The sequence below is a fragment of the Streptomyces erythrochromogenes genome, assembly GCF_036170895.1.
Classification (GTDB): Bacteria; Actinomycetota; Actinomycetes; order Streptomycetales; family Streptomycetaceae; genus Streptomyces; species Streptomyces erythrochromogenes.
Window position 1 is genome coordinate 1,169,016 of sequence record NZ_CP108036.1, and the last position, 18,010, is coordinate 1,187,025.

Genomic DNA, 18,010 nt, shown 5'->3' on the forward strand with positions numbered 1-18,010 from the left:
GGCGGGACCGGGGTACGGCGGAACGGGGCGCGGAATCGCGTCAGTTGAAGGTCACCGGGACGTGGACGTCGTACTTGCGGTTCGAGGAGTTGAAGTGGTCGGCGCGCGTGACGACGGCGCACTCGACCGTCTCGCCGCAGATCTGGCCGCCGCCCAGGTCGGCCTTGACGTGGATGGTGACGCTGAAGGTGCCACCCGGACCGTACTTGGAGGTGTTGGCGAGGGTGCCGCCGAAGACGTTGCTGATCCAGTGCGAGGCGCCGGTGGTGCCGGACTGGTCCGAACCGCCGAGGCAGGGGGTGGGCTTGGTCGCGCCCTGCGCGCCGTTCACCGCACAGAGTCCTACGTATATGCCCTTGCCGGTGTTGAAGCCGCTGCCGGTGACGGTGACGTTCTGCCCGGCCGCGGCGGCGGAAGAGGGCGCCGTGACGCTGAGGCTGTAGGTGGCCGAGCCGTCGGTGACCGTACGCGTCGAGGTGGCGGCCGAGGCGGAACCGGCCGCGCCTACGGCGAGCGCGACGGCGGCGGAGGCGGCGACGGCCGCGCGGGCGGCGATTCGGGGCAGGGAGGCGGCGGAGGCAGCACGCATCACAAGAACACCTTTCGGGTGCGGGAATCAGCGGAACTCAGGTAAGGCTAACCTAATTTCGATCAAGCGCGTACGGCTGGTTCACGCCACGTGACAGACCGTCGGAGCAGGTCAAGCGCAGGCCCGAACGGCCTTCCCGAGCGCGGCCTTCCTGTTGCGGGCGGGCACGCTGCCGGCACCCGCGGGCGTGGCGAACAAGGCACGGGCAGGACCAGATCGTCCAATCAGGCCGAAAACCGCGCCCCGGGCACCCCGGGGCGCGGTGGGGACATCGCCGGTTCAAGGGCCAGGCCGTCCCTTCCGGATCCTGCTGGACCCGCGCCGCCCGGCACCGCACCTCCGCGTTGTCGAGGCGCCCGAGGACGTCCAGTGATCGGGAGCCTCTCCGCCTTGCGATCCACGGCACCGGACGACGCGGGCTCGACCGGCAGGATCCGAAGAAACGACCTAGCCGCGATAGGTCTCCAGCAGGCGCAGCCAGATCTCGCTGACCGTCGGGAAGGCCGGTACCGCGTGCCACAGCCGCGCGATCGGGACCTCCCCGGCCACGGCGATGGTCGCCGCGTGCACCAGCTCGGCGGCACCCGGGCCGACGAAAGTGGCCCCCAGCAGGACCTCCCGGTCGAGGTCGACGATCATCCGGGCCCGGCCGCGGTAGCCGTCGGCGTACAGGCCTGCACCGGAGACCCTGCCCAGGTCGTAGTCGACGGCGCGCACCCGGTGGCCCGCCTGTTCGGCCTCGGCCAGGGTCAGGCCCACCGCGGCGGCCTCCGGGTCGGTGAAGACGGCCTGCGGGAGGGCGCGGGTGTCGGCGGTGGCCGTGTGGGCGCCCCAGGGGGCGGTGTCCAGCGGGGCGCCCGCCGCGCGGGCGACGATGGCGGCGCCCGCGATGCGGGCCTGGTACTTGCCCTGATGGGTGAGGAGGGCACGGTGGTTGACGTCTCCGACGGCGTACAGCCAGTCGAAGCCGGGCACCCGGCAGGTCTCGTCGACCCCGATCCAGCCGCCGGGCGTCAGCCCGACGGTGTCCAGCCCGAGGTCCTCGGTCCGCGGCGCGCGGCCCGTCGCCATCAGCAGTTCGTCGCCCTCGACGACCTCCCCGCCCTCCAGCACCACGCCGACGGGCCCGGTGGACCCGTCCCGTTCGACCGCCTCGACCCCCACGCCCGTACGGACGACCGCCCCGGCCTCGCGCAGGGCTTCGGCGACGAGCTCGCCCGCGAAGGGCTCCATCCGCGGCAGCAGCCGGGCGCCGCGTACGAGGACCGTCACCTGCGATCCGAGCCCCTGCCAGGCGGTGGCCATCTCGGACGCCACCACGGAGCCGCCCACGATGACGAGCCGACCGGGGGCCTGCCGCGCGGACGTCGCCTCCCGGCTGGTCCAGGGGCGGGCTCCGGCGATCCCCGGGAGGTCGGGGACCATCGCCCGGGTCCCCGTCGCGACGACCACCGCGTGCCGGGCCGAGAGCACGTGCTGCTCGCCGTCCGGGCCGGTGACGGACACCTTGCGGACCCCGACGAGGCGGCCGTGGCCGCGGTGGACGTCGACGCCGATCGATTCGAGCCAGTCGATCTGGCCCTGGTCCTTCCAGTCGCCGGTCCAGTAGTCGCGGTGCGCGTACACCGCCGCGGTGTCCAGGGGGCCCCCGACGGCCCCCGCCAGACCCGGTACCCGACGGGCGTCGGCCCGCGCCAGCACCGGGCGCAGCAGCGCCTTGCTCGGGACGCAGGCCCAGTACGAGCACTCCCCGCCGACCAGTTCGCTCTCCACGAGGGCCGTGCTCAGCCCGGCGGCGCGGGTCCGGTCGACGATGTTCTCGCCGACCGGGCCCCCGCCGATCACCACGACGTCGTACTCCACGGCTTCAGTCATGCGGGCCAGTCTCACCGCTGATCAGTGGCCGCGTCACGCACTCACGCCTCCGGCGTGCCGGATCCCTGGGCGCCGGAGTCCTGCGCGCCCGGCTGGGAGGCGGCGATCTTCGCGCGCACCTCGTCCATGTCGAGGGCGCGGGCCTGCCCGATGAGGTCGGTCAGCGCCGCCTCGGGCAGGGCGCCGGGCTGGGCGAAGATGGCCACCTGGTCCCGGACGATCATCAGGGTCGGGATCGAGGTGATCTGGAAGGCACCGGCCAGCTCCTGCTGGGCCTCGGTGTCCACCTTGGCGAAGACCAGGTCGGGGTGGGCCTCCGAGGCCCTCTCGTAGACCGGGGCGAACTGCAGGCACGGCCGGCACCAGCCCGCCCAGAAGTCGATCAGCACGAACGGGTTCTCGCTGACCGTCTGGTCGAAGTTTTCCTTGGTGAGCTCGACTGTAGCCACGGTGTCCAGACCTCCTGATAGAGCCGTCTGCACGTTGAACGAACGACCCGCCTCCGGCATTCCTCGCATCGGCCGAGCCTGCCGGACCCGCCGACGGGCCCGCCGGCCGCCGGGGGCGTTCCACCGATGCTTCCCCTGGGCCCTGCGGCCTGGGGAGACCCCACGGCGCCGGACTCCGCGGGCCTGACCGGCGCTACTTCGACGACAGGACCTAGAAGGGGTGGCCCGCGGGGGTGGTGCGGGCCGTGGTCCAGCGCAGTTCCGTGAAGGCGTCCAGGTTCGCCTCGCCGCCGAAGCGGGCGCCGGTGCCGGAGGCGCCGACACCGCCGAACGGCGCGACGGCCTCGTCGCCCACCGTCTGGTCGTTGACGTGCGCTATCCCGGTCGGGATCCGCTCGGCCAGGTCGAGGCCGCGCCCCGCGTCGCGGGTCACGATCCCGAGGGACAGGCCGTACGGTCCCGCCGAGGCCAGTTCCACCGCCTCGTCCTCCGTCGCGAAGGACCGTACCGGCGCGACCGGGCCGAAGACCTCCTCGGCGTAGGCGGGGGTGTCGTCGGCGACGCCCGCCAGGACGGTCGGCCGGTAGAAGAGCCCCCGGTGCGTGCCGCCGGCGACGAGCTTGGCCCCCGCCGAGGTGCTGGCCTCCACCAGGGCGTGCACACGGTCCAGCTGGGCGCGGTCGATCAGCGGCCCCAGGTGGACCTGCTCGCGGTACGGGTCCCCCACGGCCAGTGCCTCGGCGCGCGCGGCGAGCCGCTCGACGTACTCGTCGTACAGCGAGGCGTGCACCAGGTGGCGGCCGGCCGTCATGCAGATCTGGCCCTGGTGGAAGAACGACCCCCAGGAGGCCTGGGCGACGGCGGCCCCGACGTCGGCGTCGCGGAGCACGACGAGAGCCGAGTTGCCGCCCAGCTCCAGGTGCGTGCGCTTGAGGTGACGTCCCGCCAGCTCGCCGACGGTGCGACCGGCGGCGGTGGATCCGGTGAAGGACACCACCCGCACCCGCGGGTCGGCGACCACCGCGGCGCCCGTGTCGGCGCCGCCGGGCAGGACGTGCAGCAGCCCGTCCGGGAGCCCTGCGGCGGCGAGGACCGCGGCGAGCGCGAGCCCGCCGCAGACGGCGGTGCGCCGGTCCGGCTTGAGCAGCACGGCGTTGCCGAGGGCCAGCGCCGGCGCGACCGAGCGGATCGCGAGGATCAGCGGGGCGTTGAAGGGGGCCACGACCCCGACCACGCCGGCCGGGACCCGGCGGGTGAAGGAGAGCCGGGGGGCCTCGCTGGGCAGCACCTGCCCGGTCGGGCGCGAGGCCAGTGCCGCGGCCTCGTAGCACTCCTGCGCGGCGACGTGCAGCTCGAAGTCGGCCTTCCCGGGTATCGACCCGGACTCGCGCACCAGCCACTGCCGCAGTTCGTCGGCGTGCGCGGTGAAGAGGTCCCCGGCGCGGCGCAGCACGGCCGCCCGCTGCGGGTGGGTGGCGCGCGCCCAGTCGCGCTGCGCCGCCCTGGCTCGTACGGCGGCCTCCGCCACGTCGGCGGGGGCGGCGAGGTCGAGGGTGGCGAGGGTGCGGCCGGTTGCGGGTTCGACGACCGGGGCGGCACCGCCGGTGAGTGTGGGTCCGTCCTGCCAGAGCGTCGGGTCGAGGAGCGGCATGGCGCGGGGCCTCCGGGTGGGGATGGGCGGGATGCCGGACGAGGGGGGCGGCAGCACGCGCCATCGTGCCAGACCGGAGGCGCCACTTCTGTTCAGTTATTGGGCAGTTGACGACGAGGGCTGACCGGAAACGATCGACGCCCTGGTGGCCGGGGTCAGCGCTCCAGGACGAGCGCGATGCCCTGGCCGACGCCGATGCACAGCGCCGCCATGCCGGTGCCGGAGCCCGCCGCGGCCAGCTGGTGCGCGACCGAGCCGGCCAGCCGGGCACCCGAGGCGCCCAGCGGGTGGCCGATCGCGATGGCGCCGCCGCGCGGGTTGACCACGGCCGGGTCCAGCTCCGGCCAGGCGGCCAGGCAGCCCAACACCTGCGCCGCGAAAGCCTCGTTGAGTTCGAGCACGGAGAGGTCGCCGAAACCGCGGCCGGCCTTGCCGAGCGCGCGCTGCACGGCGTCCACCGGGCCGAGACCGAACAGCTGGGGCTCGATTCCGGTGACGGCGGAGGCGCTGATCCGGGCGAGGGGCTCCCGGCCGGTGGCGGCCAGGCCCGCCTCGTCGGTCAGCAGCAGGGCGGCCGCACCGTCGTTGAGCGGCGAGGCGTTGCCGGCCGTGACCGTGCCCCGGCCGTCCGTCCGGAAGGCGGGCTTGAGCTTGGCCAGCGCCTCGGGCGTGGAGCCCTCGCGGATGCACTCGTCCCGCGCCAGGTCCACGCCCCCGTAGGGCACGACCTCGCCGTCGTACAGACCGGCGGCCCAGGCGGCCGCGGCCTTGCGGTGGCTCTCCAGCGCGAAGGCGTCCTGCGCCTCGCGGGTCACGGCGTACTTGTCGGCGATCAGTTCGGCGCCCTCGCCGAGGGAGCCGGTCCACTCGGCGGGCATCCGCGGGTTCGTCATCCGCCAGCCCAGCGTGGTGGACCACATCTGCTGGTGTCCGGCCGGGAAGGCGCGTTCGGGCTTCTGGACCACCCAGGGGGCGCGGCTCATCGACTCGACGCCGCCCGCGATGGCCACGGAGGCGTCGCCGAGCGCGATGGCGCGAGCGGCCTGGATCACGGCCTCCAGGCCGGATCCGCAGAGCCGGTTGACGGTGACACCGGGGACGGTGACGGGCAGGCCGGCCAGCAGGACCGCCATGCGGGCCACGTCGCGGTTGTCCTCGCCCGCGCCGTTGGCGTCGCCGAAGACGACGTCGTCGATGCGGGCCGGATCGAGATCGGGCGTACGGTCCACGAGCGCGCGCACCACGTGCGCGGCCAGGTCGTCCGGGCGGACTCCGGCGAGGGCGCCGCCGAACTTGCCGATCGGGGTGCGGACGGCGTCGACGACGTAGACGTCGCGGACGGTGCGGATGCTCATGGGGTCTCTCCTGGGCGGATCCGTACGGGCGCCGGCGCATCGGTGCCGGTGTCGGCACCGGGGCACGCCGCCGGGCACGCCCGGTGGGGCGCGCCCGCAGTCTCTGTCCGCAGGTCACCGCCTGTCAACGGCCACCCTCGGTCGGGTCCGCCCGGCCCCGCCCGCTCACCAGGTCAGGTCGACTCCCGGTGGACGGCCTCGGCGGCCATGAGATCGTGCCGCTGCGTGGCCTCGGACGGCTCGCGCACCGCGTGGTCCACGAGCGACGCCAGGTGGTCTCCGGTCGGCATCTCGATCCGCACCGTGCTCAGCCGGGGCCGCAGCAGCCGTCCGATGAGCAGGTCGTCGGCGCCGATCACGGCCACCTCCTCGGGGACCCGCAGCCCCTCGTCCTGCAAGGCCCGCATCAGCAGCATCGCGTACTCGTCGTTGTACGCGAACGCCGCGTCCAGCCGCAGCCCGCGCCACCGGGCGGCGAGCTCCGCGGCGGACTCCTCCGAGTACGCCATCGGCAGGGCCTCGACCTCCGCGCCCTCCACGCCGCGGGCCCCCGCCAGCCGGGGCGCGGAGAACAGCTCCAGCCCCTCCTCCCGCGGGACCACCACGCCGATCCGCCGGCGGCCCCGCTCGACCAGGTGCGCGGCGGCCCGGGCGCCGACCTCCTGCTGGTCCATGACCAGCGCGTGCGCCCCGGGTACGCCGGCCGGGCCCATCGTGATCACGGCTCGGGCGCCGGCCCTCTTGAGGGTGGCGACGTTGTGGGCGGAGAGCGTGATCTCGCCGAGGGATATGACCGCCACCGGACGCAGTTCCGCCCACGCCCGGACGGCCTCGTCCCCGCTGAGGCCGAGGCTCCCGTACTGCACGACGGTGTAGTCCAGCCGGCGCAGTGCCCACTGGAGTTCGTTGAGGAAGGTGCTGTAGAGCGGCCCGATCGGCACGTGCGGGGTGGGCAGCAGCACGATCCGGGTGTGTCCGGCGCGCAGGCTGCGGGCGGCGGCGTGCGGGACGTACCCGAGCTCCTCGGCCGCCTCGCGGACCTTGCGGCGGGTGGGCTCGCTGATCCGGACGGCCTCGGCGTTGTTCAGCACGTACGAGACCGTCGCGCGCGACACGCCCGCGCGTCGGGCCACGTCGGCGCTGGTGGGAACGGGGGCCGGCGGCTCCGGCGACTTCGATGACTGAGACATTGCCGTGGCATCTTTCCAGAACGGATGGGCCGCGGGTCTGGCGGATGGCCGGAAACGAATGCCACACAGTGGTTACACGAGCCATTGACACGTGTAACTACCGCGTTGCATCCTCGTCGCACCCCCCGACCCATGCGTCACCGCACGTGGCGCACGCCCCGTCGTGCCGCCGCCCTGTCGCGCTCCGTCGCACCCCCGCCGTCGCGACAGGGCGGTGCGCACCCACCCCGCCTGCGCCGCCCCGCCGCCGCGCCCTCGCACCACCGCGCCCGGTTTCCTCTGTTTCACCCCTCTCAATCCCCTTCCTCCCCTTGTCCGTTCGCACCTGCCCAGGAGGGCACCGTGGCCCTACTTCGGCCTGATAGCGGGCGTCTCGGCGATTTTCGCCATGGTCTTCAACCCCGTCGTCGGCGCCCTGTCCGACCGCAGCGGACGGCGCAACCCCTGGATCCTCGGCGGCGGGCCGGCAGCCGTACCGGCGATGTTCCTGCTCGGCTTCGCCGACACGATCCTGCTGATCACCATCGCCTGGTGCCTCGGACAGGCCGTCATGAACGTGTACCAGGCGGCCATCACCTCCGTGGTGCCCGACCGGGTGCCCGTGAGCGCCCGCGGCTAGGCCTCGGCGGCGGTCGGCCTCGGCCTGCCCTTCGGCTCGACCCTCGGCGCGCTGATCGGGGCGGCCTTCTCGGAGGACCACCGCACCGGGTACCTCGTCTTCGGCGCGCTCGTGGCGGGCGCCGCCGTCCTGTTCACCGCCTGCGGCCGCGAGGAGCGGCTCCCGGCCCGCGCCCCGCTGCCCGTCAGGGCCCAGCTCGCCGCCTTCGCGAGCGCGCTGCGGGACCACGACTTCCGGTGGGCCTTCATCGGTCGGGTCCTGCTGGTCCTCGGCTACTTCGCGGTGAGCGGCTACCAGCTCTACATCCTGCAGGACCACACCGTGCTCCCCGAGGGCATCGAGCCCTAGGCGGCGGTGGCGGTGCTGGTGCCGCTGACCAGTGTGGCGATGGTGGTATCCACCGTCCTCGGCGGATGCCTCTCGAACCGTTTCGACCGCCGCAGGCTGTTCGTCGGCGCCGGCCACACCATCCACCGCGATGACTTCGACGGGTTCATGGCCTCCCTGGAGGGGTGGGTCCAGGACGCGCCTCCGCGCTAGGTCCTGTCGTCCGGCGGGGGATACCGGGGCTCGTGATGTCCGAGGCTCGTGCGACCATCGAGCCTGCCTTCAACGGGCGGCCGACCGTCGCCGCCCCAGCGTCGGCTGCGTCCCACCCTCTGAGCAAGGAGCTCCACGCGCATGTCCATACCTCCGGGTCCCCCGCCGTCCCCCGAGCCGTACCCGCAGCAGGGGCCGTACGGACAGCCGGGGCAGCCCGCGCCGTACGGCGGCCCGCAGGGCTGGTATGCGCCGCAGGCACCGCAGAAGAACAACGCGCTGGCCATCGTCGCGTTCGTGATGTCGCTCGTGTGCGCCATCCCGCTGGTCCCCCTGATCCTCGGCATCGTGGCCCTGTCCCAGATCCGCAAGCGCGGTGAGAAGGGCAAGGGCTTCGCCGTGGCGGCGATCGTCATCCACGGCGCGACCATCGCCTTCTACGGGATCCTGCTGGTCCTCGGCCTCTCCGGGGCGCTGGACGACGGCCCCTCCGCCAAGCGCGACACCAGCGGCCAGGTCACCGGATCGGGCTCCGTCAAGGTGAGCGACATCCGCAAGGGGGACTGCTTCAACACGAACGGCGATCTGGCGGAGTACCAGGACGAGGACGGCGGCGAGGCCTCCTTCTCGGTGCGCGTGGTGCCCTGCGACCAGCCGCACGAGGGCGAGGCGTACGCCGTCTTCAACCTGGACAACGGGACGTACCCGGGTACGGAGAAGGTCACCGCGCTCGCCGAGGAGAAGTGCGCCGGCACGCTGCTGACCGACTACGTGGGCAAGGACCCCAAGCTCGCGGAGAAGTTGGAGGTCTACTACTACTTCCCGCAGGCCGCCACCTGGGCCCTCGGCGACCGCGAGGTCACCTGCTTCCTGGGCGACACCAGCGGGGCGAGCACCGGCTCGGCCCGCGCCACCGGCTCCTGAGCCGCCGTCGCCCAGCAGAGCCGTACGTCCGCGGGGCCGCCACCGATTCCGGTGGCGGCCCCGCGGCTCGTCCGGCCCGGTGTCAGAGGCGGTTGTGACACTGGCCCCATGAACGACGACAGCGAGTACGAGGGTCACGTGGACCCGCGGGACCTCCTCCTGCGGACCGACTGGAACGCGGTGGAGCACTGCTGCCCCGACGTGGCGCCGGCCACGCCCGTGATGCTGCTGGAACTGCTGGACGATGATCCCGGTGTCCAGGGCTGGGCCTTCCGGGCCCTGGTCGAGGCCCACACCCGCCAACAGGTCTTCTACACCGCCACGGCCCCCGCGGCCCGGTTCGTGGCCGCCGTGCTGGGGGATCCCCGGACGCTGAGGCCGGTCACGGACCGCGTCGCGCAGGAGGAGGTGGAGTTCGGCCCACAGGCCCCGTTCCCCCTGCGAGCCGGTCTGCTGGCATGGCTGGGGGACTCGGTCGTCGAGGCGCTCGCCCAGCGGGAGCGGCCCTACGGCGACGAGGAGGACCTCGAGGCGTTCCTCGACCTCGCCCCGGAGTTCCACGCGGCCGCGCGGCCCTTCCTCGACGACGGTGGCGGCGGGTCGCCCGAGGTCCGCGAGGCGGCCCTGGGCGTCCTGCTGGCCGTGCTCCGGCTGCCCGCCCTCGCCGACGGGATACCGGGCCACCGCGATCTCGTCCGCGCCACGGCCCTCGGCGACGGCCCCCACCGCCTGCGGGCCGTCGACACGCTCTCGTCCTGGGGCGAGGAGGTATCGCACTTGCTCTGACGGATGACGCGGCCGCGCCTCCCCGTTACCGTCTTCCTACCGATCGGTAATGGGGGGAGTGGTTCACGATGTCGGAGTCCTCGGGTCCTGCCACGGCGGCGGCCTCGACGCGGTCGGCGGCGGCATCCGCGGCGGACCGCGGACTGGTCGGGATGGCCGCCGCGCTCGCCGAAGGCGGCGTTTCGGCACGCCAGTTGACCGAGCAGGCACTACGCCGGATCGCGGAGGCGCAGCCCGAGCTCAACGCCTTCCGGACGGTGCGCGCCGAGGCCGCGCTCGCCGAGGCGGACGCGGCGGACCGCAGGCTCGCCGCGGGCGAACGGCTGCCGTTGCTGGGCGTGCCGCTGGCGGTGAAGGACGACATGGACGTGGCCGGCGAGCCGACGGCCTTCGGCTGCGCCGGGTCCTTCGCCCCGAAGACCGCCGACAGCGAGGCGGTACGCCGGCTGCGGGCGGCCGGTGCGGTCGTCGTCGGCAAGACCCAGACGCCGGAGCTGGGCCAGTGGCCCTTCACCGAGGGCGGGGCCTTCGGCGCGACCCGCAATCCGTGGAACCGGTCCTACACGCCGGGCGGTTCCTCGGGCGGTTCGGCGGCCGCGGTGGCGGCGGGCCTGGTCCCGGCCGCGCTCGGTTCGGACGGGGCCGGGTCGGTGCGGATCCCCGCCGCCTGGACCCACCTGGTCGGCGTGAAACCGCAGCGCGGACGCATCTCCACCTGGCCGGAGCCGGAGTCCTTCAACGGGCTCACGGTCAACGGGGTGCTGGCCCGTACGGTCGCGGACGCGGCACTGCTGCTGGACGCCGCGAGCGGACCGCACCCCGAGGACCTGCACCGCCCGGCGCGCATCTGCGCGGTCGAGGCGGCCCGGCGCACCCCGCGCCGGCTGCGGATCGCCCTGTCCTTCGGGATGGCCTTCACGGCGACGCCCAAATCGCTGGATCCGGAGGTGCGCTCCGCGGTGGAGCGGCTGGCCGCGCGGCTGGAGTCGCTGGGCCACGAGGTGGTCCCGGAGGACCCCCGCTACGGCCCGATCGGCCTGACCTTCGTACCCCGCGCGACCAGCGGCGTACGGGACTGGGCGGCGCGGACGCCGGATCCGGCGCTGCTGGACCCGCGTACGCACGAGGCCGTACGGACGGGCCGGCTGCTGGGCGGCCTGCCGCTGCGGGTCTCCCGCCGGGCGGAGGCCCTGCTGCGCAGGCGGGTCGGCGAGATCTTCGGGCGCTTCGACGTGGTCCTGACCCCGACGACGGCCACTCCCCCGCTGCGGATCGGAGCGCTGGCCGGGATGGGGGCGATGGCCACGGACCGGGCGATGATCGCGGCCTGCCCGTACGCCTGGACGTGGAACGTGCTGGGCTGGCCCGGGGTGAACGTCCCGGCCGGGCTGACGGACGACGGGCTGCCGGTGGGTGCCCAGTTGCTCGGTCCCGCGGACTCGGAGCCGCTGCTGCTGGGGCTGGCGGCGCAGGTGGAGGCTGCGGAGAACTGGGCGGCGCGGCGCCCGGGCCGAGGGGATGCCGCGACAGGGGTGGCGGGCGTGCCGGAATGCCGGGGGTAAGCCCCCGTGACACGCTGAGGGGGGGATCTCGCCGGTCCTGGCCCCGCCCGGCCGGCCCTGCCACCCGAGGAGTTCGAAATGGCCACTGACGCCAGCAGGCCGCAGGCGGCCCGCACGCATCCAGACCCGTGGAACGCGGCCACGTCGGGCAGAACCGTCCTGGCGGCGGTCCTGATGATCTTCGGCGGGGCGATGGCGTTCTTCGAGGGGATCGCCGCCGTCGCCAGCGACGACCTGTTCGTCGTGACCCGCCACTACCTGTTCGAGTTCAGCCTGACCGGCTGGGGATGGGTCCACCTCATCCTGGGCGTCGCACTCGTCGCGGCCGGCTGCGCCGTCCTGTTCAGCGGCGCCCTGTGGGCGCGCTACTTCGGCATCACGGTGGCCGGCCTGGGCGCGTTCGCCAACTTCCTGTGGCTGCCGTACTACCCGTTGTGGGCGCTGGTGCTCATCGCCGTCAACATCCTCGTGGTCTGGGCGCTGTGCACGGGCGCCCACCACGAGGCGGACATGACCTGACCGAGCAGGGTCGCGCCGTGACGGCGGAGCGCGACCGCCGCCGGGGCGGGCAGGCAGTACCCTCGCCCGGATGACGGCACTTTCACACCACAGCAACGGCCGCGCCGACCAGCAGCCGGGCCGCGACGGTTCCACTGCCACCACCGAGGCCGATCCGCACGCCATCGGGCCGGTGCGGACCGAGTACGCCCCGGATCCCGACGGCGACCCCGACCCCGGCGAGATCGTGTGGACCTGGGTCCCCTTCGAGGAGAACGACGGCCGCGGCAAGGACCGGCCCGTGCTGGTCGTGGCCCGCGAGCCGGGCGGCCCGACCCTGCTAGCCGTCCAGCTGTCCAGCAAGCGGCACGACCGCGACCGCGAGTGGGTGCCGATCGGAACGGGCCCGTGGGACAGTGCGGGGCGGGAGTCGTGGGTGGACGTCGACCGGGTGCTGCGGGTGCACGAGTCGGGGATGCGGCGGGAGGCCTGCGCGCTGGACCGGGGACGCTTCGGGCTGGTGGTCGACAGGCTGCGCGAGCGCTACGGCTGGCGGTAGCCGCAGGAGCGGCCTGAGGACCGGGCGGCGGGCCGCCCGGTCCTCAGGCAGTGAGGTCCGCCAACGCCCGCTCGAAGGCCTCCCGGGTGTCCGGCTTGCGGTCCAGCACGGCGAACACCACCCGCTCGAAGGTCCCCGCGAACCGGCCCGCCAGCAGCCCGCGGAAGGCCTCGGCCACGTCCGCCGGGTCGTTGCGGAACACCCCGCAGCCCCAGGCACCCAGCACCAGCCGCCGGTACCCGTGCGACGCCGCCACCTCCAGGACGAGCTCCGCCCGCCGGACCAGCGCCCCGGGGATCTCTGCGGCCCGCTCCGGCTCCTGCCGCAGGATCGTGCCCGCGTTCGGTGCGGGGGAGGTCAGGAAGCCGGCCAGGAACGGCGACTCCATCAGGTCGCCCCGGTCGTCACGGAAGACCGGAACCCCCGGCGAGTGAATCACCCGGTCGGTGTAGAAGGTGCTGACTTCCGCGCGGTGCACCGCGTAGTACTCCGGGGCCTCCAGCAGCGTCTCGTACAGCGCGGACGCGCGGCACAGGGCCTCCTCCTGCGCCTTGGCCCCGCGGACGTAACCGCCCCCGGGATTACGGGCCGAGGCGAAGTTCAGGACCGCCACCGACGCCCCCGCCGGCCCGGCCCCCGGACCCGCCGGAACACCCTCGGCGAGCCTACGGGCAGCGACCGTGCTGCTCTCCCCCGTGACCTCGACGACCGTCGCCCGACCCCCACCTACGAGCTGTTCGCCTGGAATGACCTGGTTTGGTCCATATATTCTGGTTCCTGCCTTGGCGTCCGCCAGGGCGGCGGCGAGCGGTACCTGCCGCCCCGACCGCGTCCGGTACCCGCCGGCCGCAAGGATTTCCGCGTTCTCCCGCGCGATCTCGCGCAATCTGCTGCTCACGCCGCCATCCTGCGCACCCCCTTTACCCGGCGGCAAAGGATTTTGTTCCCGAGGGAGGGGTAGGCACGGGTGATGCCACGGCCGCCGACAGGAGAAGAGGACCCGGTCATGCCCTTCGACCCACCCGTTCCCCCACCCACGCCGGACGCTGCCCCGCCCCCCGCGATCAGCGAGACGCAGGCGGAGCACCTGATCCACGGGATCTGTTTCAAGACCGGCCCGCCCCGCCTGATCGGTGCCGAACTCGAATGGCTGGTCCTGGACGCGGAGCGGCCCGGACTGCGCGTGACCCCCGAGCGGCTCCGGGCGGCGCACGCCGCGGCCCGCGCACTGCCCCTGAACTCCCGGGTGACCGTCGAGCCGGGCGGCCAGCTCGAGCTCAGCTCGGCCCCCGCCACCTCGCTCACCGGCTGCGTGGACCGACTCCAGGACGATCTCACCGCCGTCCGCGCCACCCTGCGGGAGCAGGGACTCGTCCTGCACGGCCTCGGCCGCGATCCCCGCCTCCCGTACCACCGGCTGCTGAACAGCCCGCGCTACGACGCGATGGAGGCCTACTTCGACCGCACCGGCCCGGCCGGGCGCGCCATGATGTGCGCCTCCGCCTCCGTGCAGGTCTGCGTGGACGCCGGGTACGAGGAGCCGGGCGTGCTCGGCCACGGCCGGCGCTGGCGCCTCGCGCACCTGCTGGGCGCGGTCCTGGTGGCCGCCTTCGCCAACTCCCCCGCGGACGAGGGCCCGTACGCGGGCTGGCGCTGCTCCCGCCAGGGGATCTGGAACGACCTGGACAGCCGGCGCACCCTCGCGCCGCCGCTGGAGGCGGGGCCGCGGGACGGCTGGGTGCGCCAGGCGCTGGACACCGAGGTGATGTGCGTGCGGTCGTATGAGGGCGAGGCGTGGGACGTCCCGCGCGGCACGACCTTCCGCGACTGGCTGCGCGCGGGCGACGAGGGGCAGGCCCGGCGGGCGCCCACCGCCGAGGACCTGGACTACCACCTCACCACGCTGTTCCCGCCCGTGCGGCCGCGCGGCCACATGGAGTTGCGCATGATCGACGCGCAGCCCGGCGACGACGGCTGGCTGGTCCCGGTGGCCGTCGTGCACGCACTGTTCGACGACCCGGAGGCCGCCGAGACGGCCTACCGGGTGACCAAGGCGCTGGCCGACTCCTACGGCTCGCAGCCCGCTCCCCGCAATCCGCTCTGGCGGTCCGCCGCCCGCCACGGTCTGACCGATCCCGAGCTGCGGGCGGCCGCCAAGACCTGCTTCCGCGCGGCCGCGGAGGCGCTGCCCCGGCTGGGTGCGAACGCCCACGTCCGGGACACCGTCGGCGCGTTCAACGAGCGCTTCGTGCTGCGTGGCCGATGTCCGGGTGACGAACCGCCACAGCTGCGGCCCGAAGGGAAGGAGGCCCTGCGATGACCACCGAATCCCACCCCGGGCTGCGGGAACGGGCGGCCGCCTCGCTGACGGCCGCGCGGGCCCGGACGGCGGCGCTCACCGACGCCGTGACCGACGCCGACCTCACCGCCCAGCATTCCCCCCTCATGTCTCCGCTGGTCTGGGACCTGGCGCACATCGGGAACCAGGAGGAGCTCTGGCTGCTCCGCCGGGTCGCCGGACGCGATTCGATGCACCCGGAGATCGACCCCCTCTACGACGCCTTCGAGCATCCGCGCGCCGAGCGTCCGAAACTGCCGCTACTGGGGCCCGCGGAGGCCCGCCGGTACGCGGCAGAGGTCCGCGGCCGGGTCTTCGACCTGCTGGAGAGCACCCCGCTGGAGGGCAACGCGCTCCTCGACGACGGGTTCGCCTTCGGGATGATCGCCCAGCACGAGCAGCAGCACGACGAGACCATGCTGATCACCCATCAGCTCCGGCGGGGCGCACCCGTGCTGACCGCCCCGGACCCGGACGCCCCCTACGACCCTCCGGCCGCCTCCGAGGTCCTCATACCCGCCGGCCCGTTCACGATGGGCACCTCCGCCGAGCCGTGGTCGCTGGACAACGAACGGCCGGCGCACGAGCGGGAGACCGCGGCGTTCTGGATGGACACGCTGCCGGTGACGAACGCCGCGTACCGGGCCTTCATCGCGGACGGCGGATACGGCGAACCCCGCTGGTGGGCGGCGGCCGGCTGGGACCAGATCCGCCGGCACTCCATCGAGGCGCCGCTGTTCTGGCACCGGGAGGGCGGCCAATGGCTGCGCCGCCGCTTCGGGGTGACCGAGCCGGTCCCCGATGAAGAACCGGTTCTGCACGTCAGCTGGTACGAGGCGGACGCCTACGCCCGCTGGGCGGGGCGGCGGCTGCCCACGGAGACGGAGTGGGAGAAGGCCGCCCGCTTCGACCCCGCGACCGGCCGCTCGGCCCGCTACCCCTGGGGCGACGCGGACCCGACCCCCGCGCACGCCAATCTGGGACAGCGGCATCTGCGCCCGTCCCGCGCGGGCAGCTATCCGGCCGGGGCGTCCCCGCTCGGGGTGCGCCAGCTGATCGGCGACGTCTGGGAGTGGACGGCCTCCGACTTCCTGCCGTACCCGGGCTTCAGGGCGTTCCCCTACCGGGAGTACTCGGAGGTGTTCTTCGGCCCGGAGCACAAGGTGCTGCGGGGCGGTTCCTTCGCCGTGGACCCGGTGGCCTGCAGGGGCACCTTCCGCAACTGGGACCTTCCCGTGCGACGGCAGATCTTCTCCGGGTTCCGCACCGCGAGGGACGCCTGATGTGCCGTCATATCGCCTACGTGGGACCGACGATCGCGCTCGGGAGGCTGCTCAGCGAGCCCGAGCACTCGCTGGTGCGCCAGTCCTGGGAGCCGCGCCGCCAGAAGAACGGCACGGTCAACGCCGACGGCTTCGGCGTCGGCTGGTACGCGGAGGGCGACCCGGTCCCCGCCCGCTACCGCCGCGCCGGGCCGATCTGGGGCGACCTGACCTTCACGGACCTCGCCCGGGTGGTGCACAGCGGGGCCGTACTGGCCGCCGTACGGGACGCCACACTGGCCGGGGCCGACGGAGAGGCCGCGGCCGCGCCGTTCACGGACGGGCCGTGGCTGTTCAGCCACAACGGCGCGGTGCGCGACTGGCCCGCGGCGGCGGCCCCGCTCGCGGCGGCGCTGCCGCCCGAGGAACTGCTCCAGCTGGCGGCCCGTACCGATTCGGCACTGGTCTGGGCCCTGGTGCGGCGCCGGCTGCGGGCCGGGGACGACCTGGGCACTGCGCTCGCCGAGCCCGTGCGGGAGCTGTCCTCGGCCGCGCCCGGCTCCCGGCTGAACCTGCTGCTCACGGACGGCGCGGCGATCGCCGCGACGGCCTGGGGCGATTCCCTCTGGTACCTGGCCGATCCGGCGGGAGGGCGCACCGTGGTGGCGTCCGAGCCGTACGACGACGACACCCGCTGGTGCGAAGTGCCCGACCGGACCCTGCTGACCGCCACCCGTTCGCGGGTCCGCCTGACCCCGCTCAAGGAGAACCGCACGTGAACAGCTTTCAGTTGACCCGGACCCTCGACGAGGACGCGGCGGAGACCGCGCTGCGCGCGGACGTGCTGCACGGGCTGACCCACACGCCGAAGGTGCTGCCGCCCAAGTGGTTCTACGACGCGCGGGGCAGTGAACTCTTCGAGGAGATCACCCGGCTGCCCGAGTACTACCCGACCCGCGCCGAGCGGGAGATCCTGCTGGAGCGGGCGCGGGAGATCGCCGCGGAGAGCGGCGCCCGCACCCTGGTGGAGCTGGGTTCCGGTTCTTCCGAGAAGACCCGGCACCTGATCGAGGCGATGCCCGCGCTGGACACCTACGTACCGGTGGACGTGAGCGAGAGCGCCCTGCGGGGAGCGGCCACCGCGCTGCTCGCCGACCATCCGGGGCTGCGCGTGCACGCCCTGCTGGCCGATTTCACCAGCGCGCTGCAGCTGCCGGACTCCCCCGGCCCGCGGCTGGTGGTGTTCCTGGGCGGCACCATCGGGAACCTGCTGCCGCCGGAGCGGGCGGTGTTCCTGGCGTCCGTACGGGCGATGCTGTCGCCCGGGGACGCGCTGCTGATGGGCACGGACCTGGTGAAGGACGAAGCCGTGCTGGTGACGGCGTACGACGACGCCCGGGGGGTGACGGCCGAGTTCAACAAGAACGTGCTGGCCGTCATCAACCGGGAGCTGGACGCCGACTTCCACACCGCCGACTTCGAGCACGTGGCGGTGTGGAACAGGGAGCAGGAGTGGATCGAGATGCGGCTGCGCGCCCGGTCCGAGGTGACGGTGAAGGTCCGGGCGCTGGACCTGGCGGTGCCGTTCGCGGAGGGTGAGGAGATCCTGACGGAGGTGTCCGCGAAGTTCCGTCAGGAGGGCGTACGGAAGGAGCTGGCCGCGGCCGGGCTGGAGCTCACCCAGTGGTGGACCGACGCGGCGGGCCGCTTCGCCCTGTCCTTGTCGGTCGCCGAAGGCCCGGTGGGCCGGTCCTGATCGGCGAGACACCCCGCTAGGGCCGTCCGCTCAGGCGCGCGGTCGGCCACGGCCCGC

General features: G+C 73.9%; 19 protein-coding genes. 12 read left to right on the top strand and 7 right to left on the bottom strand.

What is annotated here, in order from left to right; genetic code table 11:
* Positions 1-40 precede the first annotated feature (40 nt).
* From OHA91_RS05615 to OHA91_RS05640, 6 genes are all read right to left on the bottom strand, one after another.
* Positions 41-589 (bottom strand): hypothetical protein, encoded by a 549-nt coding sequence (locus OHA91_RS05615; protein WP_266494232.1) that lies wholly within the window; start codon positions 587-589, stop codon positions 41-43.
* Positions 590-1,036: 447 nt separating this feature from the next.
* The gene (locus OHA91_RS05620) at positions 1,037-2,464 is read right to left on the bottom strand and encodes a dihydrolipoyl dehydrogenase family protein (RefSeq protein WP_328738755.1); all 1,428 of its coding nucleotides are present in this window, start codon (positions 2,462-2,464) and stop codon (positions 1,037-1,039) included.
* A gap of 41 nt (positions 2,465-2,505) precedes the next feature.
* The gene (locus OHA91_RS05625; protein ID WP_037631576.1) at positions 2,506-2,913 is read right to left on the bottom strand and encodes a thioredoxin family protein; all 408 of its coding nucleotides are present in this window, start codon (positions 2,911-2,913) and stop codon (positions 2,506-2,508) included.
* Positions 2,914-3,124: 211 nt separating this feature from the next.
* Positions 3,125-4,564, bottom strand: a complete 1,440-nt coding sequence (locus OHA91_RS05630; RefSeq protein ID WP_031147251.1) for an aldehyde dehydrogenase family protein — start codon at positions 4,562-4,564, stop codon at positions 3,125-3,127.
* A 155-nt stretch (positions 4,565-4,719) separates the two neighbouring features.
* Entirely contained in the window at positions 4,720-5,919 is a 1,200-nt protein-coding gene (locus tag OHA91_RS05635) for a thiolase family protein (RefSeq protein WP_328738756.1), read from the bottom strand.
* Positions 5,920-6,092: 173 nt separating this feature from the next.
* On the bottom strand, positions 6,093-7,109 hold the full coding sequence (locus OHA91_RS05640; RefSeq protein ID WP_328738757.1) for a LacI family DNA-binding transcriptional regulator: 1,017 nt from the start codon (positions 7,107-7,109) through the stop codon (positions 6,093-6,095).
* A 214-nt stretch (positions 7,110-7,323) separates the two neighbouring features.
* On the opposite strand from OHA91_RS05640, the gene OHA91_RS05645 reads away from it, so the two are divergent.
* The 8 genes from OHA91_RS05645 to OHA91_RS05680 all read left to right on the top strand — a co-directional run bounded on the left by OHA91_RS05645 (position 7,324) and on the right by OHA91_RS05680 (position 12,597).
* Positions 7,324-7,728: an MFS transporter gene (locus OHA91_RS05645; protein ID WP_276328741.1), complete on the top strand. Its 405-nt coding sequence runs from the start codon at positions 7,324-7,326 to the stop codon at positions 7,726-7,728.
* Positions 7,729-7,839: 111 nt separating this feature from the next.
* Positions 7,840-8,076, top strand: a complete 237-nt coding sequence (locus OHA91_RS05650) for a hypothetical protein (protein WP_245240016.1) — start codon at positions 7,840-7,842, stop codon at positions 8,074-8,076.
* A gap of 18 nt (positions 8,077-8,094) precedes the next feature.
* Positions 8,095-8,268 carry a hypothetical protein gene (locus OHA91_RS05655; protein WP_245240015.1) on the top strand — a complete coding sequence of 58 codons (174 nt, stop codon included), beginning with the start codon at positions 8,095-8,097 and terminating at the stop codon, positions 8,266-8,268.
* A gap of 141 nt (positions 8,269-8,409) precedes the next feature.
* On the top strand, positions 8,410-9,192 hold the full coding sequence (locus tag OHA91_RS05660; RefSeq protein ID WP_031147248.1) for a DUF4190 domain-containing protein: 783 nt from the start codon (positions 8,410-8,412) through the stop codon (positions 9,190-9,192).
* A 108-nt stretch (positions 9,193-9,300) separates the two neighbouring features.
* Positions 9,301-9,978 carry a hypothetical protein gene (locus tag OHA91_RS05665; RefSeq protein ID WP_328738758.1) on the top strand — a complete coding sequence of 226 codons (678 nt, stop codon included), beginning with the start codon at positions 9,301-9,303 and terminating at the stop codon, positions 9,976-9,978.
* Between the two features lie 68 nt (positions 9,979-10,046).
* Entirely contained in the window at positions 10,047-11,540 is a 1,494-nt protein-coding gene (locus OHA91_RS05670) for an amidase (RefSeq protein ID WP_078959102.1), read from the top strand.
* Between the two features lie 78 nt (positions 11,541-11,618).
* Positions 11,619-12,059, top strand: coding sequence for a DUF7144 family membrane protein (locus OHA91_RS05675; protein WP_031147242.1), 441 nt, complete (start codon positions 11,619-11,621; stop codon positions 12,057-12,059).
* A 70-nt stretch (positions 12,060-12,129) separates the two neighbouring features.
* Positions 12,130-12,597 (top strand): type II toxin-antitoxin system PemK/MazF family toxin, encoded by a 468-nt coding sequence (locus tag OHA91_RS05680; protein ID WP_031147240.1) that lies wholly within the window; start codon positions 12,130-12,132, stop codon positions 12,595-12,597.
* Between the two features lie 43 nt (positions 12,598-12,640).
* On the opposite strand, the gene OHA91_RS05685 is transcribed toward OHA91_RS05680, so the two are convergent.
* Positions 12,641-13,693, bottom strand: coding sequence for a TIGR02452 family protein (locus OHA91_RS05685; RefSeq protein ID WP_328738760.1), 1,053 nt, complete (start codon positions 13,691-13,693; stop codon positions 12,641-12,643).
* On the opposite strand from OHA91_RS05685, the gene egtA reads away from it, so the two are divergent.
* The 4 genes from egtA to egtD are packed head-to-tail and all read left to right on the top strand — an operon-like array spanning position 13,604 to position 17,953.
* On the top strand, positions 13,604-14,917 hold the full coding sequence (gene egtA / locus OHA91_RS05690; protein WP_328738761.1) for an ergothioneine biosynthesis glutamate--cysteine ligase EgtA: 1,314 nt from the start codon (positions 13,604-13,606) through the stop codon (positions 14,915-14,917). The two genes, OHA91_RS05685 and egtA, sit on opposite strands and share 90 nt — an antisense overlap.
* On the top strand, positions 14,914-16,218 hold the full coding sequence (gene egtB, locus OHA91_RS05695) for an ergothioneine biosynthesis protein EgtB (protein ID WP_328738762.1): 1,305 nt from the start codon (positions 14,914-14,916) through the stop codon (positions 16,216-16,218). Before egtA ends, egtB begins: the two co-directional genes overlap by 4 nt.
* Positions 16,218-16,976, top strand: coding sequence for an ergothioneine biosynthesis protein EgtC (egtC, locus tag OHA91_RS05700; protein ID WP_031147232.1), 759 nt, complete (start codon positions 16,218-16,220; stop codon positions 16,974-16,976). The genes egtB and egtC overlap by 1 nt, the downstream gene beginning before the upstream one ends.
* The gene (egtD, locus tag OHA91_RS05705; protein ID WP_031147230.1) at positions 16,973-17,953 is read left to right on the top strand and encodes an L-histidine N(alpha)-methyltransferase; all 981 of its coding nucleotides are present in this window, start codon (positions 16,973-16,975) and stop codon (positions 17,951-17,953) included. The genes egtC and egtD overlap by 4 nt, the downstream gene beginning before the upstream one ends.
* Positions 17,954-18,010: the final 57 nt, after the last annotated feature.

Excerpts from the sequence above, each read along its gene's own strand:
- OHA91_RS05615 (WP_266494232.1), bottom strand. The coding sequence starts at position 589 with ATGCGTGCTGCCTCCGCCGCCTCCCTGCCCCGAATCGCCGCCCGCGCG.
- OHA91_RS05620 (WP_328738755.1), bottom strand. The coding sequence starts at position 2,464 with ATGACTGAAGCCGTGGAGTACGACGTCGTGGTGATCGGCGGGGGCCCG.
- OHA91_RS05630 (WP_031147251.1), bottom strand. The coding sequence starts at position 4,564 with ATGCCGCTCCTCGACCCGACGCTCTGGCAGGACGGACCCACACTCACC.
- OHA91_RS05635 (WP_328738756.1), bottom strand. The coding sequence starts at position 5,919 with ATGAGCATCCGCACCGTCCGCGACGTCTACGTCGTCGACGCCGTCCGC.
- OHA91_RS05640 (WP_328738757.1), bottom strand. The coding sequence starts at position 7,109 with ATGTCTCAGTCATCGAAGTCGCCGGAGCCGCCGGCCCCCGTTCCCACC.
- OHA91_RS05660 (WP_031147248.1), top strand. The coding sequence starts at position 8,410 with ATGTCCATACCTCCGGGTCCCCCGCCGTCCCCCGAGCCGTACCCGCAG.
- OHA91_RS05665 (WP_328738758.1), top strand. The coding sequence starts at position 9,301 with ATGAACGACGACAGCGAGTACGAGGGTCACGTGGACCCGCGGGACCTC.
- OHA91_RS05670 (WP_078959102.1), top strand. The coding sequence starts at position 10,047 with ATGTCGGAGTCCTCGGGTCCTGCCACGGCGGCGGCCTCGACGCGGTCG.
- OHA91_RS05675 (WP_031147242.1), top strand. The coding sequence starts at position 11,619 with ATGGCCACTGACGCCAGCAGGCCGCAGGCGGCCCGCACGCATCCAGAC.
- OHA91_RS05680 (WP_031147240.1), top strand. The coding sequence starts at position 12,130 with ATGACGGCACTTTCACACCACAGCAACGGCCGCGCCGACCAGCAGCCG.
- egtA (WP_328738761.1), top strand. The coding sequence starts at position 13,604 with ATGCCCTTCGACCCACCCGTTCCCCCACCCACGCCGGACGCTGCCCCG.
- egtB (WP_328738762.1), top strand. The coding sequence starts at position 14,914 with ATGACCACCGAATCCCACCCCGGGCTGCGGGAACGGGCGGCCGCCTCG.
- egtC (WP_031147232.1), top strand. The coding sequence starts at position 16,218 with ATGTGCCGTCATATCGCCTACGTGGGACCGACGATCGCGCTCGGGAGG.